Below are 15,874 nucleotides of genomic sequence, written 5' to 3'. Positions count from 1 at the left end.
GACACCAGCCATGCGGCGGCTGCCGGATCGAAGGGCCGCCTGCCATCTGTGCACGAACCGTCGCTAAGCCTTTCGAAGATTTCACGCGGCGTTCTCTGGAATAGTTGGGAACGAGGCTTTCAAGACGGCGTCCTCCGGCCTAAATTATGCGTGCTTCGCACCTCGTTCCGCCGGCCACGGCGGAGCGATGCTCTCAGCCAGGAGAACTCCATGCCCGCCCTGACCGAATGGAGAGTGCCGCCGGCCAATCAGCCGCGTGCGAGCGATTATGGTTTCGATCTCGACCGCGCGCTCGGCTCCGTCGTCGGCCTGCACGCCATCATCCCGCCGGACGCCTTCAGCGCCGAGACGCTGGGCACCGAACGCGCCGGCAACGGCGTCGTGATCGACGACGGGCTGGTGCTCACCATCGGCTACCTCATCACCGAGGCGGAATCCGTATGGCTGCACCTCGCCGACGGGCGTGTCGTCGAAGGGCATGCGCTCGGTTTCGATTCCGTCACCGGCTTCGGCCTGGTACAGGCGCTCGGCCAGCTCGACGTCGAACCCCTGCCGCTCGGCACCTCGGCGGAAACGCGGATCGGCGACCGCGTCGTGGTCGGCGGCGCCGGCGGCCGCACGCGCTCGGTTGCGAGCCAGATCGTGGCCAAGCAGGAATTCGCCGGCTATTGGGAATATCTGCTGGATGAGGCCATCTTTACCTATCCCGCACATCCGAACTGGGGCGGCACCGCGCTTCTCAACGAACGCGGCGAGTTGATCGGCATCGGCTCGCTCCAACTCGAGCGCGAACGCGACGGCAAGGCCGAGCATGTCAACATGATTGTGCCGATCGATCTCTTGAAGCCGATCCTCGATGACCTGCGCAAGTTCGGCCGCGTCAACAAGCCGGCACGGCCCTGGCTCGGGCTTTACTCGACCGAGATCGACAACCGCGTGGTGGTGATCGGGATCTCCGCCAACGGTCCGGCCGCGCGCGCCGAGCTCAAGACCGGCGATGTCATCCTCGCCGTGGACGGCGACAAGGTCACGAGCCAGACCGGCTTCTACAAGAAGATGTGGGCGCTCGGCGCCGCTGGCGTCGACGTGCCGCTCACCGTGCATCACGAAGGCGTCACCTTCGACGTCACGGTGACCTCGACCGATCGCTTCAAGCTCCTGAAGGCGCCGAAGCTGCACTGACGCAAGGCTTGAGGAAGCGGCGATGACCGAGGCCGTGGTGGACGACATTGTGGCCGTGCTGCCGCCGCTGCTCAATGCGCTGGAGGCGCTCGGTTTCTTCCAGCGGCATCTGCATCCGCCGGCCTTCGCGTCGGTGATGAACGCGATCGGCGCGCCTGACGAGGCGCTGCAAGCGGCGCAGGCAGCGATCGGCGACTGGCCGGAGCAGTTCACCGGCCTACGCGGTCGGCTCGATCGCGCCTGCGACGAGACACTCGCCGCCTTTGCCGGCATTCGCGAGATCGAGCGCGGCAATGGCGATCTCGTCGCGGTGTTCCGCGCGCTGCGCCACCTGCCGCGGGCACAGGAGGCGCTCTATCCGCTGGCGCTGCAGTTTCCGCCCGTGAGCAGCTTCTTTCTCAACGCTGCCAATCGCGAAAATGCCGACCTGTTGTCGCGGCTCGAAGTCGGCGCGAGCGAAAATACCGGCATCTTCCACGATCACAACGAGCCCGGCAGCCGCGGTGGCTTCTCGGTCTATGTGCCCGAATATTACACGCCCGATCGCGCCATGCCGCTGGTGATGGCGCTGCATGGCGGCAGTGGCAACGGGCGCGGTTTCCTGTGGAGCTGGTTGCGCGATGCGCGCAGCCTTGGCTCAATCCTGGTGGCGCCGACGGCAACCGGCCCGACCTGGGCGCTGATGGGCGATGATGGCGACACGCCGAACCTCATGCGTATCCTCGAGACCGTGCGCGGCCGCTGGAGCATCGATGCCTCGCGCATGCTGCTGACCGGCATGAGCGACGGCGGCACCTTCTGCTATGTCACCGGCCTCGACGCCGCCTCGCCCTTCACGCATCTTGCGCCGGTGTCGGCGACTTTCCATCCGCTGATGGCGGAAATGGCGGACGCCGCGCGCCTCCAGCGCCTGCCGGTCTTCATCATCCACGGTAGGCTCGACTGGATGTTTCCGGTGCAGACCGCGCGGCAGACGCAGGCGGCGCTCTCTGCCGCTGGCGCCGACGTCACCTATCGGGAGATCGACGACCTCAGTCACACCTATCCGCGCGAAATCAACGCGGAGCTGCTGCAGTGGCTGAATGGGACATGAACGATCCGTCCTTATCTGTGCCGTACTGCCGCGGGAACCATTGCTCCGGGCCGACGTTATCGCCGGTCACCGGAGGTTCGCTATGCAGACTTTTTTTGGAATGATCCTGGGCGCGCTGCTGCTCGCGGGCGGCGTTTACGTCTATGATTCCATGCAGACGTCGTCGGTCGCCAATGGCGAGGTCGCGATCACCAATCGCACCATCGTGAACTGGGATGTCGCTAAGGCCGATTGGGACGCACTGCGCGACCGTGCGCACAGGGACTGGGTCCGGATCTCGTCGAAGTAGCGACGCCGCATCATGAACAAGGCGCCGTCGCGAACTCCGCGGCGGCGCCTTTGTGTTGCGTGATGACTAAAGCGCGATGAGATTGGGATGAATTGTCATCGCGCTCTAGGTTATTGTTTGAGCATGATCTTTTCGGAAAACCGCTGCGCATTTTTCCGGATCATGCTTTAGCGCTCGGCTCAGTTCATCTTGGCCTTGCGTGCGTCGGCAATGACCTGCTCGAACTCGTTCATGCTCAGCACGCCCGGTACGCGGTACTTGCCGACGATGAAGGACGGCGTGCCGCGGAAGCCAAAGGCTTCGGCCTGCTCGTTGTTGCGCTTGAGGATGGCGTCGATGTCCTTGGCGTGGCCGGCAAGATCGCGCTTCAGGCGGTCCATGTCGACGCCTGCGCCAGCAAGAAGCTCGTTGATGCGCGGCTCGGTCAGGTGCGAGCTGACGCCCATCATGGCATCGTGGGCCTGATGGTACTTGCCCTGGAATTTCGCCGCGAGCGCGGTCCGCGCCGCCGTGACCGAGACCGGCCCGAGGATCGGCCAATCCTTCATCACCAGCCGCACCTTGCCGTCGTCCTGGACGACTTGGCGCAGCTCGGGCTCGAGCTTGCGGCAATAGGGACAATTGTAGTCGGACCATTCGACGATGGTGATGTTGCCGTCGGGATTGCCGGCAACCGGCGTGTCGGGATCGCGCAGCACCTTGGTTTCGGTCAGCACCTCGTCGTCATCGGCGGCGGCGCGCGCGAAAGTGATCCCGCCCGCCGCCAAGGCGCCCGCCCCGATCAACGTCAACGCCGCGCGCCGCGTCGTCACAAGGCGCTTATTCCCAGATCCAGCCATATCTCGTCCCGTTTCGGTCCCATCGCCGCAAATACGATTCGGGACCGGGAATTGTTACGGCTGATATAGAGCGTCACGGGCGCGATGTCATCGCCATGCTATGCGCGGATCGCGGCCGGCGCTTGCGAGGCCGCAGCGCGCGGCAGCATCGCCATCAGCGTGCCGGTCATGGCAGCGATCAGCGTCGTCTTGCCCCCATGCTCGGCAAAGGCCCTGGCCTCGCAGAAAGTCAGCGTGCGGCCGGCTTTGACCACCTCGGCCCTGAAGACGAAGCGCGAGCCCCTAGCAGGTGCGAGCAGCGTGGTCTTGAACTCGACGGTGAGGATGTCCGCTTCACGCGGCATCAGCGTGAAGGCGGCGACGCCGCAGGCATTGTCCAGGCCTGCGGTGATGATACCGGCATGGACAAACCCGTTCTGCTGCGTGAAGGCAGCCGAATGCGGCATCGCCAGCTCCACCTCGCCCGGGGCGAGTTGGACAATCGAGATGCCGAGCGTGTGCATTGCCGGCTGGGCCGCGAACATCGCCATGGCCGCCGCGCGGTAATCCGGGTTTTTCGGCTCGAATGCGACCATGATTCACGCCTCCGCCGGCACGGAAAGGTGCCTCATGGCGATCTCTCGGATGGCTTCGGCGAACGGTATGGACTTGCGTTGCTGGCGATCCAAGTGCACGCCCATGATCTCACACGTCGCCGCGAGTTCGCCAGTCTCGGCATTCGCCATGTCGTGCCGGAAGCGGATCGTCTTGTCGCGAATTTCGAGCAGATGGCTGCGGATCTCGACGATGTCGCCGGCGAGCAGCTCGCGCTTGTAGGCGATGTTCTGCTGCACCGCGGCCATGCCGCGGCCCGAGCTGCGCAGATAGCTCGGCGTCAATCCGAGCCGGGCGAACAGATTCCAGTTGGCCTCGTCGAACTTGCCGACGTACCACATGATGTTCATGTGGCCGACATGATCGCATTGCCACGGATAGACCGTGCCGCGATAGGTCGCCTCCTCCATCGCAATTCGCTCCCTGGCATTTTCTTCCGCCTTTTGCGGATTGATACGGTAGCGTATCACAGCTCCGTCGCGCTAGCAATACGGCACCGTATCAAGAATCCGGCGAGGCTTCCTTCATGAGCGACGGCAAGGGCGATGTCTGGGTCGAGGCGGGGTTTACCGAGCTCGCCCGCTCGGGGGTCGAGGGCGTGCGGGTTGAGGTGCTCGCCAAGAATCTCGGCGTCACCAAGGGCGGCTTCTATCGCCGCTTCGCCGACCGGGCCGCACTGCTCGAAGCCATTCTGGAACGCTGGCGCGAGGGACGTACCGCGGCGATCGCGCAACAGACGAGTCTCGACGGACAACAGCCCCGCGAGCGACTGAAGGCGGTGATCCAGCTCTATTCCGAGCGGCTCAATCCGGCAGCCATGGCGATCGAGCTCGCGATCCGGCAATGGGCCCGCTCGGATGAGGGCGCGGCGGCGGCGGTGGCGAGCGTGGACGCCGCGCGGCTCAAGCACGTCGCCGAGCTCTATCGCGCGACCGGCCTTGGGGCCGAGGACGCCGAGGCGCAGGCCTTCCTGTTCTACTGCTTCATCTTCGGCCAGAGCCTGTTGTTCGTCGAGCGCGGCCCGCGCAAGCGGTCGCAGCTCGTGGCGAAATCGGCCGAGAAGCTGTTGGACTAGACAAAACGGCCGGAGCGTTGCTCCGGCCGTTGCATCAATTCGAAGTTCAGGCGGCGCCCTTCAGCTTCTTGGTGCATTCGCTGTAATAGCCGCCGCCCTTCTGGATCCACTTCAAGCCGCCATTGCCATTGGTCGTCTTGTTGGCATTGTACTGGTCGACGCAGGTGTGGAGTCGCGCCTTGCCAGGGGTCTCCTTGGCGTATTTCGGATCGACCGCGTTCGGATAGATCGCGGGTCCAGCCGGCAGCGTCGGCGCGGCGGCGGGCGCGGCCTCCTTCTTCGCCTGCTTCGGCTCGGCAGGAGCGGCGGGCGCAGCCGGAGCAGCCGCCGTGGGCGCAGCGGCAGGCGTTGCGTCTGCACCGCACTGGGCCTTGCGGAAGTCATTCCACTTCATGGTGCCGAGCGAGCCGCCCTTCTTGGCCGCCTGATATTTTGCGCTGCACTCCTGCGCGGTCAGTGCCTGCGCCGGCGCGCTCGCTACCAATGCCGCGACACCTGACGCTGCAATCGCACACAACAATTTTGTCTGAATGGTCATCCCTGGGTCTCCTCCTGATCTTCCTCGAGGGAAGTGAAACGAGGATTGCTATCCTAGCGTGTCGGCCGCTTGCGACAAGGATGCGATGGGTTGCGCCGGCAAAATATAGTGATCCCGTCGCTCAACTCATTCATGTCGCGTTCAGCAAAGCGAGCCGACGTTCCCAAACCTTCGCAATTTTCCCAAGAAGAGTGCAACACATGACCTTCACCTCCCGCCTCGCCGCCCTCGCTCTCGTCTCCCTGCTCGCCACCGGCACGGCCTTCGCACAGACCGCCGCGCCGGCCGCCAAAACCGACGCTGCTGCCACCGCCGACAAGAAGGCGCCGAAGGAGCGCTCGGCCGAATTGCTCGAATGCTCCAAGCAGGCGGACGCCAAGGGATTGAAGGGCAAGGAGCGCAAGAAATTTCGCCGCGAGTGCATGAAGGAAGCGAAGGCCGGCACCGCCACGCCCGCTGCCCCTGCCGCCGACAAGAAGTAAGTCCGTCCCGACCTCCGCGAACATCAGTGAGAGGCATGCGCATTGCGGCATGACGAGCCTGCAATTGTGCGCCTCTCGCTGATTTGCGATAAGGTGGCGTGAAACAAATCGTCGCCTCCCTGCCGTTCGAATGGCCGAGCCGTGCCAACGTCTTGAGCACGATGGAGACGCTTGTCATCGGCACCGCCGGTGGCCTCGTGTTTCTCGTCGCGGGCCTTCCCGGCGGGCTGATCTCGGGCGCGATGATCGCGGTCGGGATCGCCGCAATCGCCGGCCGCCAGCTGGCGCTGCCGCCGATCCTGACCCAGACCGTGCTGGTGCTGCTCGGCATTTCGCTGGGCTCGGTGGTCTCGCGCCATCTGATCCAGCAGGTCAGCGCCTATCCCGTCACCATCGGCCTGCTTGCGCTCGCGACCTTCTGCTCGACCTTCGGATCGAGCTATTACCTGCAGCGCGTCCATGGCTGGGACCGCACCTCGGCCTTCCTTGCCGGCAGTCCCGGCGCGCTGTCGCAGATCACGATCCTGGCGGTCGAGCGCGGCGCCGACCTGCCGGGCATCGCGGTGGTGCAGACCATGCGCGTCATCATCCTCACCGCGGCGCTGCCGATGGTGCTGGCGATCGCGGGCGTGGCGCCCTCCGCAGCACCGTCGCTGACGACGACGATCGCCTCGCCGCTCGGCCTCGTGGTGCTGGCCGCAGCCTCGCTGGCTGCGGCGCTGGTCCTGCGGCTGATCAAGTTTCCGGCGAGCTGGATGTTCGGTGCAATGATCGCCTCCAGCGTGTTGCATGGCGCGGGCTGGGTCGAGGGCGGCCTGCCAAACTGGGTACGCGGCGTGGCGCTGGTCGGCATCGGCGCCCTGATCGGCAGCCGCTTCGCGCGGATGCGGATCAAGACGCTCGCCGGCCATATCAACGCAGCGCTGGGCTCGTTTACAGTGGCCATCGCCGTCTCCGCCATCTTCGTCGGCATCGTCGCGCTCACCACGCCGGTGAAATTCTCCGATGTCGTCGTCGCCTTCGCACCAGGCGCGATGGACGCGATGCTGGCGCTGGCCCTGACACTGCACATCGACCCGATCTTTGTCGGCGCCCATCACCTGTCGCGCTTCGTCTTCGTGACGATCGCGACACCCGGCATCGTGCACTTGTTCGGACGCACGCAAGACGATGTGGATGATTGACGGGGTGCAGCTCTCGTAGGGTGGGCAAAGGCGCATTAGCGCCGTGCCCACCATTCTTACGGCAGTGTTGCTAGAGATGGTGGGCACGCTTCCGCCTTCGCTCTTCGAGCTACGGCGGACAAGTGGCTTTGCCACCCTACGGCAGCTACCTAGCGCTTCGCCGTCCGCACAAATCCCCATGCGGCGATCGCGGCCATCAGCAGCGAGATCAGCACGTTGTACCCGGCAAGCGAGAGGCCGAGGAAGCGCCACTGCACCTCGTCGCAGCGGACCACCTTCACGGTGTCGAGCCGCGAGAAAAGGTCGCCGGCGTTGCCGAGATTGACCACGGGACCGGAGCAGTCAGTCGGCCCCTGCCAAAATCCCCATTCGACACCGGAGTGATAGGTGCCGAGACCGGCATTGGCGAGCGTCGCCAGCGCGAGGATCGCCAACGCAGCGAGCAGCAGCGCTCGCGGCGCGCCGCTTCTGGCCCCAAGCGCCGTGAGGGCACCGAGCGGGATCGCGAGATAATAGGCGTAGCGCTGCTCCAGGCAGAGCGGACAGGGCAGGATCTCAAGCACGAGCTGGAAGAACCAGGCGCCCGCGATCGTGGCGGCGGCGATCAGCGTGACGAGCAGTGAGGCGGTCAGCGCGGGACCGGCGCTGGCCGGCTTGAACGCTGGTATGGCAGCACTCCGGGTCGTCACGGCAGCCTCTCTCCGATGGGTCGCGCGTCTAGCCTCTAACGCCGGCCCATGCGGCTGTCGAGAACGGCGGGGATCACTTTGGCGCGGGTTGACCCCGTCCTGTCCATGGCTATAGTCCGCCGGCTTCGCGACGTCCCTTGGGCCGACCGAAGGCCCCTGTGGCGGAACTGGTAGACGCGCTCGACTCAAAATCGAGTTCCGCAAGGAGTGCTGGTTCGATTCCGGCCAGGGGCACCAACTAGGTTGTTCGGGCCCATTCGTCAGCGTCCGCAGCCGTCCGCGCAGCACTCCAAGCCCTTGAAAAATAGGCACTTCTGCATAAGTCGGTGTTCGTCACCGTTTGTTCTCATCCGACCCCAGCCGCTCGATTTGTTGGTATTTTTGTTGGTATCGGGAGAACAGACGTTCACGGTGACTTCCGCTATTCCGAACGAAGGAATTGAGCAGATGGCCCGCAAGAACGACGGCGCGCACGTAAACCCCAAACAAATCAGGACCGACGTCGACTGCCGCGCCGTCCGACCGAAATTCGGTGGGGGCGCGTGGAGCCCGGCCAAGATTTCCGACGTGACCGGCGGCGGCCTCTATCTATTCGTCACGCCCGACGTGAGCAGGCCCGGCCACGCTGCTTCCAAACTCTGGCGGATGAGCTACCGCTTCCACGGCCGTCAGAAAACCTACTCCATGGCCCTTACGGCAATGGCAGCGATGGCTCGTTCTCTCTTGCTGACGCGCGGCGCGAGCGCGACAAGGCCAAAGACCAGCTTAAGGAAGGAAAAGATCCGAGCACCGAGAAGCAGCTGGACAAGCACAGGCAGGCGGCCGCCCGGTCTTTCGGGCAATGGGCGGACGAGTGGCTTGCGAAGAAAAAAGTGGAGAAAGTCAAACGCGGCAGGATCGTAGCGGTGCGCGATCCCAAGACCATCGAGGTGCTTGAGCTTCGCGTCGGCTAAGTCAAGGGTCGCTTCGGCAAGCTATGCAGGCAGGACATTAAGTGTCCGGACGTGCTCGCTTTCATGCGTGCATATGAAGCCGACGGGAAGCTGGAAACCCGCGACCGCGTGCGCAGCATCGGTGAGCAAATCTGCGACTATGCCGACGTCGAAAGAGACGGCTACAATCCATTCCGTAACCTGAATGGGCAGATGATTACGAACATTTCGACGCCACGTCCCGGCGTCACCGAACCACGCGACGTGACGCGCGTTTTTAAGCTCATCAGCGCACCGTGGACGAGAGCGAGGTTTAGTGACGTTGTTGGCCTTGCCTTGCGCTTCGACGCGCTGACCGTTCCTCGCCCCGGGATGGTCAATGAAATGGAGTGGACCGAGGTCGATTGGAACACCGAACGCTGGACTGTTCCAGCCGCCAAGATGAAGACCGGCTGGGACCACGTCGTGCCTCTGTCACGCCAGGCACTTTCAATTCTTAGGAGCGTTCAGAAGCTAACCGGCCATCGCCGGTACGCGTTCTCCTGTTCGAGGGACACGCCGCTGTCGAACAACACGCTCAACAAGCGCTTGCGACTGCTTGGCATTGACACCAAGACTGAACATTGTGCCCACGGATTCCGGACCACCTTCTCGACCCTGTCTCACCACGAAGAGATCAAGGACGCCAAGGCATGGGATGGTGATGTCGTCGAGCTGCAGCTCGCGCATCTCGATAACTCTACCGTCGAAGGTCTCTACAAGAAGCACGGCCCACTCGCGCTGATCGGCTCGCGCACAAAGCTGATGCAGCATTGGGCTGATCGGATCGACCACTGGCTCGATGCCAAGAGGGTCATTTCGATCAAGGGAGGCGCGCAGCGCTGAGCGCGCCTATCAGGCTGATTAAGGCTTGGTCACGCCGAAATAGTTGTGCCCACAAGTTCAAGAAGCGATCGCACTATCACCAAGCGCCGACGCCCGATCGTTGTCGTGACAAGTTGGCCTGATCCAATCAACTCATAAAGCTTCGTGCGTCCCAAGCCCGTTACTGTGCAAGCTTCGTCCACCGTGCAGCTGAGTCGCTCCCGAAACGGGACCACTTTCCCGTCGCGATCGTTCGTAGACGAAAGCGAGCTTCTGGGCGGGCTCCGCCCATCCTCTTCCAACAGATCATCCGTCATAGCCTCTCCTTGTCACGAAAGCAGTCGCTTGGTTACAGCGCGCGGGAGACAGATCGGATTAGAAAAACCCAATAGTGAAGGCAGTTCAACGGCTCCGAAAGTTCGCGAACTGAGCTGTGGCAATTTCAATCGAGTTACGTCATGTGCAAATCAAGCTCTAGCAAGCTTCGGCGCACATGGTGAAACTGTTCAACAAGGCGTGAGCGGTCCAAGCGTCATAAACTGCCTGCAGCGGAAGAACGAAACAAGATTGATGCGCGAGGATATTGCCAGCACATCAATCTGCAACAGGATTGTTGCCCGACTTACATCCGGCACTGTATCCCTCAGCCCATCGGCTCGTTACCAAGGTGCCTAGTCACAAGAATCGAGGAACTCACTGGCCAGCGGCGAGATGTTTAGGGACCGATGGCGAATGACGACTCCCTAGTTTCGTTGGCACCACCGGATCAATGAATTGGCAATAGAGCACCTCACAAATCAATAGATTTCTACAACGAATGTGAGGCGTTTGCGATAGCGCGATCCGTGTCCCCGGCGGCTTGCGCGAGCCAGTTTACCAGAACTTTGATGTGTGGATCTCCAATGCGATCCTGGCTCCAACGCACAATGTGAACCTTGTTTGACAGCACATGGGGAGCGTTTGTAAGTGCCGGGACGAGGCGCCCGTCGCTGATTGCATCGGCGACAAGGAGAGAGCGGCCGATGGCAACGCCAGCCCCCTCCACGGCGGCGGTCAGGCAAAGGCCCATGTCCCCCAATAAAAGACCGCGCGGCTCGGTTCGCTTAAGCCCGAGCTTTTCAAGCCAGTAACCCCAACTCCATTCACCCTCAGGGGGATGGCCTTTCTGTATCAACGGAAGATCGAGCAGCGCCGTCGGATCCGACAAAGGCATGCCCTGAGGAAGCAGAGACGGCGCGCAGACTGGAAAGATACGTTCGCGTACAAGCGGTTCTTGCGATGGCGTCGCACGCGACTCTGCGAGAGTAGTCCACAATATCCGCACGTCTAGCGGTGGTTCACCGACAGCCTCGGACTCGACGAGCCGGAAATCGATCTCTATCTTCGAGTTGAAATGGCGAAAGCTTCTCAATCGACGCCCCAACCACCATCCGGCTAACGATGAGCCGGCTCCCAAGCGCAGCGTCTGTCGGGCCGGTCGATTTCTTAAACTGGGCCCAAGACCCGCCATCTCGTTGAGGAGCGGCCCGAGCTCGCTTTCTAACTTTGCCCCGTCATCGCTTAATTCGACCCCCGGATTGCGGCGTATCAGAAGTTGCGTACCGAAGAATTCTTCAAGGCGACGCACCTGATGACTGATTGCACTCTGGGTAACCCCCAGTTCGTCGGCCGCGCGCGTAAACGAGCGATGGCGGGCGACTGCGTCGAACGCGACAAGCGGTCCGAAAGGTGGCATGCGACGGATCATTGGAAACCTCCGGTGGCATGATACAGATTCATGCCGTTTTGAGAAACGATCATTCGCCTCGCCCCGGAGGTGTGCGGCATTAAGGTCGCATGACTATTGCTCCTTCAACGAACGAACATCGGTCACCAAACTTCCATTGTATGCAACTGCAGAAGGCGATGCGGGCTAAGCGGCCTCCAACTGGGACCTCACCCGCCTTTTTCGCGCGTGAGCGTCTTTTGTTCGCCCAATTGAAGCTCACCGCGCCATCGGCTGAGCTGACGGAAATTGCAGTCAGCCTTTCCACGCGAGTTACCGACCAAACCCAGGTGATCAACGTATCCAGTCCGGCGTTGAATATTAGCGCTTCTGCTAGAGCGTCCATTCGCCGACAGATATTGACAACGGCGCTCGTTCGCGACCGGCGCTATTCTGTATGCATCGGCGAAAGTCATGTGCGCAACCGTCCACATGAACATCGCGCCTCCGCTACGCTCACGGCCCCACCAAAAGCCTCTACAAATCGCGTTGACCTGACTGGTAACAATCGCGTGGGGCTTCTCGCAAGGTTGTTCGCTACTGGGGAGAAGGGCCGGCTTGCAAGACAGCAGATGGCGAATGAGCGCTCAATTGGCGACGTACTATCTGGCGTATTCAAAACAGATGACGTTCGAGCTGACCATCTGCGAGTAGAAAATGATTCCTCACCGGGTATCTGGACACGTCACAGTGTACAACCATAAGGTGCGTCATTAAGTTGGAAGGTTTGGACGTCGTCAATGAACATCAGTCTTTCTGCGCGAGAAAAAGAATGCCTCAACTGGGCTGCTCAAGGGAAATCATCGTCAGAGATCGCGGACATTGTGTCGATAAGTGTCCACACCGTTAATTTTCATCTTAAGAACTCGATGAAAAAGCTCGGCGTCAATTCTCGAACGACTGCTTGTCTTCATGCAGTCCGCCTGGGGCTCATTGTTGCGCCGGCGGCCGTGCACGACATGCAGTAGCTAACGTGTCTGCAAGCTAAAATGGGGCGCTTCTCTGACCGGCAGATTCTGTTGAAAAAGGCAGCTGTTGCGACGCAGAGATATCGGTGATTCAGTCTGTCTAATTGGCAGGACTGAAGATCATGATGGGGCATCGGCAAGTCGAACAGGTCGCGTTGTTCTATGAGTTCTCGCTCGAAAGACATGTCCCGACTGATCACTTGCTGCGGTTGATTGACAGGTTTGTCGATCTTGAACAGGTCCGGCGGGACCTGGCGCCTTTCTACAGCAGCATCGGTCGGCCTTCGATCGATCCCGAGCTGATGATCCGGATGCTCCTGATCGGTTACTGCTTCGGCATCCGATCGGAGCGGCGCTTGTGCGATGAGGTTCACCTCAATTTGGCCTACCGGTGGTTTTGCCGGCTCGGTCTGGATGGAGCGGTGCCGGATCATTCGACATTCTCCAAGAACAGGCATGGCCGCTTCCGGCAGAGCGACCTCTTCCGCCGTGTGTTCGAGAGCGTCTTGAGCCGCTGCATCGAGGAGCGACTGGTCGGGGGTGAAGGATTTGCCGTCGACGCGAGCCTAATCAAGGCCGATGCCAATCGGCAGAAGGGGATCGAAGGCGACAAGGGACTTCCGCCGGAGGCTGCCGGCCGAGCAATCGATGAGTATCTGGCTGTCCTTGATGATGCCGCTTTCGGAGCCGCGACCGAGGTTACCCCGAAGTTCGTATCACCTTCCGATCCGGCGGCGCGCTGGACGGGGGCGCACGGCGGCCAAGCATTTTTCGCCTATTCGACGAACTATCTGGTCGACATCGAGAACGCGATCATCGTCGATGTTGAGGCAACGACGGCAATCCGGCAGGCGGAGGTATTGGCCGCCAAGCGCATGATTGAGCGCTCGCTGGAGCGGTTTGATCTCTATCCGAGCCGGCTGCTCGGTGACAGCGGCTATGGCTCGGCCGAGATGCTCGCCTGGCTGGTCTATGAGCACGGGATCGAGCCGCACGTTACAGTCTTCGACAAGTCGGCCCGCACAGACGGGATCTTCTCGCGCGACGACTTCACCTATGACCATGCTGGGGACATCTATCGTTGCCCTAGTGGCAAAGTTCTTACCACGACCGGAACGTTGGTGAATGATGGTGCCACCATGCTTTACCTCGCCAGCAAGCGCGATTGTGATCGATGCGCACTGAAGGCTCGGTGTTGCCCCAAGCAGGCTTCACGGAGAGTGCCGCGCTCGATCTACGAGGGCGCTCGCGACATGGCCCGCCAGATCGCGAGATCGTGGGAGGGAGGCACCTCGCGCCGGCTCCGCAAGAAAATCGAGATGTTGTTCGCGCACCTCAAGCGCATTCTCAAGCTCGATCGTTTGCGTTTACGAGGTCCAAACGGCGCGCGCGACGAGTTCATCCTCGCAGCCACCGCCCAGAACCTTCGAAAGATGGCCAAGCTGATCCCGATGCCTACCCCGAGGCTCGCATAGGGTCGGTAAAGCAGTTCGGCCACGTCGCGACGACCTATTACAACGAAATACTGCCGGCCTTTTTCAACAGAATCGGCATCCTACGGAAATCTGCAAAGAATGGCCTGCGAGGGAATGTGGATGGAATTACACATCGCCGCGACACCGCCATGACTTACCACCAGGCATGGCCAGGCAATTCGTCATCTGAAACTCTGATGAGGTGCATATCCTTAGTTGCTTCGGACGCTAAGGGAACAACTTGGCGTCCGAGTACCGGGGGCCGCGGGCCAAACAGCGACGAAATACTCGTCGCTGAAGCAGTACTGCCAACACTCGCATGGCGTTGGGGATTCTTCCGAGTCTGGGTCTGGAAGATTGCACTAACGCGTCCCGATAAATCTTACCCTGACCGAGCCTTACCCTGACTATCGTCATCCATGCAGCTGACTGCCGCTGGGGACGGCAATTCTCGATCCGAAGAATGCCGTCCAATTAGGACAAACACCGCCGCTGAGCCGACCAGGGCAGCGATCGCGGCAATTGCAAAGATCGTGGTAAATACATTGGACCCGGTCAAAATTGAATTGGGCTGTTCCAGCGATGTTCGCAGCACAGCACCGAAGATCGCAATCCCGATAGCGAATCCTCCCTGACGGAGAATTACGCTTATCGCAGAAGCCGCTCCCGCCTGCTCGCGACGTACCGATCCGACAATCCTCGCCGTTAGTTGCGGATTGAGTACACCGTTTGCACACCCCGCGATGGCCATGCCAATAAGGCCTATGACGAGATGCTGCATCTGTGCCGCCGCAGCCAAGACAAAGGCCCCGATCGCGACGATCAGAAGCCCGACACCAAAAAAGACTCTCGCTTCCACTGCCAGTGCAATTCGAGCGGAAAACATTGGCAATGCAACCATCGGCATCGTTGCAGCGAGCATCAAAACCCACGCTTCGCTAAACGAACGACCCAACCGCTCCTGCAGGAAGGGGGGTAGATAAATCAGCACCGCCCAGTAAGCGACCGACAACGCAACTGGCACGAGACAAAATCCAACAAACGTACGGCTGGAAAACAAATCGAGTTCTATAAGCGGTTGAGTTCCGAAGCGCTGAGTTAACCAGAAGGCAACAAAGAGCGCGACCACCAAGAGAACTGCAAGCCAATTGGGAACTTCGAACGTCGAGATGCGTGGGCCATGGAGTAGGAGCCAGACGACCGAGACAAGTAGTGCACTCAACGTCGCGATGCCGCGCAGATCAATCTTCCGCTTAGTTGGATCGCGAGATTCGTCGATTGCTGCGATCGCGGCGATTGCAATAAATAGGCATATGGGGATGTTGATCAAAAACACCCAATGCCACCCCAATAGGTCGGCGATCAGGCCTCCGCCGGCCGGGCCCAGCGCAGTTGCGGCTCCTGACATTGTTCCTGTCCAGGCGAACGCGCGCGCGCGACTAGTTGCATCCGTATAGCGGTTGCCAATTATTGCGAGCCCAGAGGACATCATAAAGGCCGCACCGACAGCCTGGCCTACGCGGCCAATGATGAGAAGCGGTTGATCTCCTGCAAAGGCACATAGAAGGGACGCGAGAAGGAAGGCGGCATTGCCACAAAGCAACATCATGCGTCTGCCAAAACGGTCAGCGAGAATGCCGGCGGTTAGCAAAAAGGCCGTGAGTGCAATGCTGTAGGAATCCATGACCCAAGCGAAGCCGCCGACATCGAGTGCCAGATCCCGTTTTACGAGGGGCATCACCATAACGATCGCTGTGATATCGAAATTCACGACGAATAAGACCATTCCGACAATCGTAAGAACCAACATGTTCACCAGCGATGTCGCTTCGTCTGCGCGGGCCGAACTTTCCACGGTCACTGTCGTCCCCTATCTGAAGGTGTTACTACATTCGTGTGGGTTAC

18 protein-coding genes and 1 tRNA gene are annotated in these 15,874 nt (G+C 61.1%); 11 read left to right on the top strand and 8 right to left on the bottom strand.

Annotated elements, in window-relative coordinates; genetic code table 11:
- Nucleotides 1-210 precede the first annotated feature (210 nt).
- The 3 genes from ACR9YP_RS08630 to ACR9YP_RS08620 all read left to right on the top strand — a co-directional run bounded on the left by ACR9YP_RS08630 (nt 211) and on the right by ACR9YP_RS08620 (nt 2,564).
- Nucleotides 211-1,182, top strand: coding sequence for a S1C family serine protease (locus tag ACR9YP_RS08630; protein WP_438103175.1), 972 nt, complete (start codon nt 211-213; stop codon nt 1,180-1,182).
- Between the two features lie 22 nt (nt 1,183-1,204).
- Complete coding sequence (locus tag ACR9YP_RS08625) at nt 1,205-2,275, top strand: carboxylesterase family protein (RefSeq protein WP_370990190.1); 1,071 nt, start codon at nt 1,205-1,207, stop codon at nt 2,273-2,275.
- A gap of 82 nt (nt 2,276-2,357) precedes the next feature.
- Nucleotides 2,358-2,564 (top strand): hypothetical protein, encoded by a 207-nt coding sequence (locus tag ACR9YP_RS08620; protein ID WP_091891332.1) that lies wholly within the window; start codon nt 2,358-2,360, stop codon nt 2,562-2,564.
- A gap of 179 nt (nt 2,565-2,743) precedes the next feature.
- Here the strand turns inward: ACR9YP_RS08620 and ACR9YP_RS08615 are convergent, their stop codons facing one another.
- The 3 genes from ACR9YP_RS08615 to ACR9YP_RS08605 all read right to left on the bottom strand — a co-directional run bounded on the left by ACR9YP_RS08615 (nt 2,744) and on the right by ACR9YP_RS08605 (nt 4,407).
- The gene (locus ACR9YP_RS08615) at nt 2,744-3,403 is read right to left on the bottom strand and encodes a DsbA family protein (protein WP_438103178.1); all 660 of its coding nucleotides are present in this window, start codon (nt 3,401-3,403) and stop codon (nt 2,744-2,746) included.
- 98 nt (nt 3,404-3,501) lie between these two features.
- A complete protein-coding gene (locus ACR9YP_RS08610) occupies nt 3,502-3,978 on the bottom strand; it encodes a PaaI family thioesterase (RefSeq protein WP_438103180.1) in 477 nt (158 codons plus the stop codon).
- A 3-nt stretch (nt 3,979-3,981) separates the two neighbouring features.
- Complete coding sequence (locus tag ACR9YP_RS08605; RefSeq protein ID WP_474219387.1) at nt 3,982-4,407, bottom strand: acyl-CoA thioesterase; 426 nt, start codon at nt 4,405-4,407, stop codon at nt 3,982-3,984.
- 116 nt (nt 4,408-4,523) lie between these two features.
- Here ACR9YP_RS08605 and ACR9YP_RS08600 point away from each other — a divergent pair, with 116 nt between their 5' ends.
- Entirely contained in the window at nt 4,524-5,072 is a 549-nt protein-coding gene (locus tag ACR9YP_RS08600; RefSeq protein ID WP_438103182.1) for a TetR/AcrR family transcriptional regulator, read from the top strand.
- A gap of 46 nt (nt 5,073-5,118) precedes the next feature.
- Here ACR9YP_RS08600 and ACR9YP_RS08595 read toward each other — a convergent pair whose 3' ends face one another.
- Entirely contained in the window at nt 5,119-5,610 is a 492-nt protein-coding gene (locus tag ACR9YP_RS08595; RefSeq protein WP_474219386.1) for a hypothetical protein, read from the bottom strand.
- A 200-nt stretch (nt 5,611-5,810) separates the two neighbouring features.
- Between ACR9YP_RS08595 and ACR9YP_RS08590 the strand changes: the two genes are divergently transcribed.
- On the top strand, nt 5,811-6,092 hold the full coding sequence (locus ACR9YP_RS08590; RefSeq protein WP_474219385.1) for a PsiF family protein: 282 nt from the start codon (nt 5,811-5,813) through the stop codon (nt 6,090-6,092).
- Between the two features lie 98 nt (nt 6,093-6,190).
- The gene (locus ACR9YP_RS08585) at nt 6,191-7,276 is read left to right on the top strand and encodes an AbrB family transcriptional regulator (RefSeq protein WP_438103184.1); all 1,086 of its coding nucleotides are present in this window, start codon (nt 6,191-6,193) and stop codon (nt 7,274-7,276) included.
- Nucleotides 7,277-7,425: 149 nt separating this feature from the next.
- Here ACR9YP_RS08585 and ACR9YP_RS08580 read toward each other — a convergent pair whose 3' ends face one another.
- Nucleotides 7,426-7,965 (bottom strand): disulfide bond formation protein B, encoded by a 540-nt coding sequence (locus ACR9YP_RS08580; protein WP_474219384.1) that lies wholly within the window; start codon nt 7,963-7,965, stop codon nt 7,426-7,428.
- 152 nt (nt 7,966-8,117) lie between these two features.
- Between ACR9YP_RS08580 and ACR9YP_RS08575 the strand changes: the two genes are divergently transcribed.
- The 3 genes from ACR9YP_RS08575 to ACR9YP_RS08565 all read left to right on the top strand — a co-directional run bounded on the left by ACR9YP_RS08575 (nt 8,118) and on the right by ACR9YP_RS08565 (nt 9,782).
- Nucleotides 8,118-8,202: transfer RNA gene (locus ACR9YP_RS08575), tRNA-Leu, on the top strand.
- Nucleotides 8,203-8,507: 305 nt separating this feature from the next.
- The gene (locus tag ACR9YP_RS08570) at nt 8,508-8,918 is read left to right on the top strand and encodes an integrase arm-type DNA-binding domain-containing protein (RefSeq protein ID WP_438103188.1); all 411 of its coding nucleotides are present in this window, start codon (nt 8,508-8,510) and stop codon (nt 8,916-8,918) included.
- A gap of 51 nt (nt 8,919-8,969) precedes the next feature.
- Complete coding sequence (locus ACR9YP_RS08565; RefSeq protein WP_474219383.1) at nt 8,970-9,782, top strand: tyrosine-type recombinase/integrase; 813 nt, start codon at nt 8,970-8,972, stop codon at nt 9,780-9,782.
- 29 nt (nt 9,783-9,811) lie between these two features.
- Here ACR9YP_RS08565 and ACR9YP_RS08560 read toward each other — a convergent pair whose 3' ends face one another.
- Both ACR9YP_RS08560 and ACR9YP_RS08555 read right to left on the bottom strand, forming a co-directional pair.
- The gene (locus ACR9YP_RS08560; protein WP_438103194.1) at nt 9,812-10,078 is read right to left on the bottom strand and encodes a helix-turn-helix domain-containing protein; all 267 of its coding nucleotides are present in this window, start codon (nt 10,076-10,078) and stop codon (nt 9,812-9,814) included.
- A 491-nt stretch (nt 10,079-10,569) separates the two neighbouring features.
- Entirely contained in the window at nt 10,570-11,508 is a 939-nt protein-coding gene (locus tag ACR9YP_RS08555; protein ID WP_438103196.1) for a LysR substrate-binding domain-containing protein, read from the bottom strand.
- A 758-nt stretch (nt 11,509-12,266) separates the two neighbouring features.
- Between ACR9YP_RS08555 and ACR9YP_RS08550 the strand changes: the two genes are divergently transcribed.
- Both ACR9YP_RS08550 and ACR9YP_RS08545 read left to right on the top strand, forming a co-directional pair.
- Entirely contained in the window at nt 12,267-12,494 is a 228-nt protein-coding gene (locus ACR9YP_RS08550) for a response regulator transcription factor (RefSeq protein WP_438103198.1), read from the top strand.
- 122 nt (nt 12,495-12,616) lie between these two features.
- On the top strand, nt 12,617-13,969 hold the full coding sequence (locus ACR9YP_RS08545; RefSeq protein ID WP_438111506.1) for a transposase: 1,353 nt from the start codon (nt 12,617-12,619) through the stop codon (nt 13,967-13,969).
- 382 nt (nt 13,970-14,351) lie between these two features.
- Here the strand turns inward: ACR9YP_RS08545 and ACR9YP_RS08540 are convergent, their stop codons facing one another.
- Complete coding sequence (locus tag ACR9YP_RS08540) at nt 14,352-15,830, bottom strand: MFS transporter (protein ID WP_474219380.1); 1,479 nt, start codon at nt 15,828-15,830, stop codon at nt 14,352-14,354.
- Between the last annotated feature and the right edge of the window lie 44 nt (nt 15,831-15,874).

Source organism: Bradyrhizobium sp. BR14999 (assembly GCF_056106085.1).
This window is presented reverse-complemented; position numbering and strand designations above follow the sequence as displayed.